This is a genomic window from Streptosporangium sp. OZ121, assembly GCF_051918885.1.
Classification (GTDB): domain Bacteria; phylum Actinomycetota; class Actinomycetes; order Streptosporangiales; family Streptosporangiaceae; genus Streptosporangium.
In genome coordinates, this window is the sequence record NZ_JBPXMC010000101.1 from 1 (window position 1) to 698 (window position 698).

Consider the following 698-nt stretch of genomic DNA (forward strand, 5'->3'; position numbering starts at 1 on the left):
CTGGTGGCGGGCACCAGGGATCCGGTCTCCGGGAGCGAGGAGGTCGTCGCCTTCGCGCGCGAGCACGGCCTGCCGATCGCGATCAAGGCCGCGTACGGCGGCGGCGGGCGCGGGCTGAAGGTCGCGCGCACCCTGGAGGAGATCCCGGACCTGTATGACAGCGCGGTCCGCGAGGCCGTCACCGCGTTCGGCAGGGGCGAGTGCTTCGTCGAGCGCTATCTCGACCGGCCGCGGCACGTGGAGACCCAGTGCCTGGCCGACGCCCACGGCACCGTGGTCGTGGTGTCCACCCGCGACTGCTCGCTGCAGCGGCGCCACCAGAAGCTGGTCGAGGAGGCCCCGGCGCCGTTCCTGTCGCCCGAGCAGCTCGAGATCCTCTACACCGGCTCCAAGGCGATCCTGCGCGAGGCGGGCTACGTCGGGGCGGGCACGTGCGAGTTCCTGGTGGGCCAGGACGGCACGATCTCCTTCCTGGAGGTCAACACCCGCCTGCAGGTCGAGCACCCGGTCTCCGAGGAGGTGACGGGCATCGACCTGGTACGGGAGATGTTCCGCGTCGCCGACGGAGAACCGCTGGGCTACACCGACCCGGCGGTGCGCGGCCACTCGATCGAGTTCCGCATCAACGCCGAGGACGCCGGCCGCAACTTCCTGCCCGCACCCGGCACGCTCACCGCCATGCGCACCCCGTCGGGGCC

At 72.2% G+C, this 698-nt stretch carries 1 protein-coding gene; it reads left to right on the top strand.

Annotated elements, in window-relative coordinates; all coding sequences use genetic code 11:
• The coding region (locus ACTOQ1_RS42895; RefSeq protein WP_440074376.1) for an ATP-binding protein at positions 1 to 698 on the top strand (698 nt) is incomplete at both ends.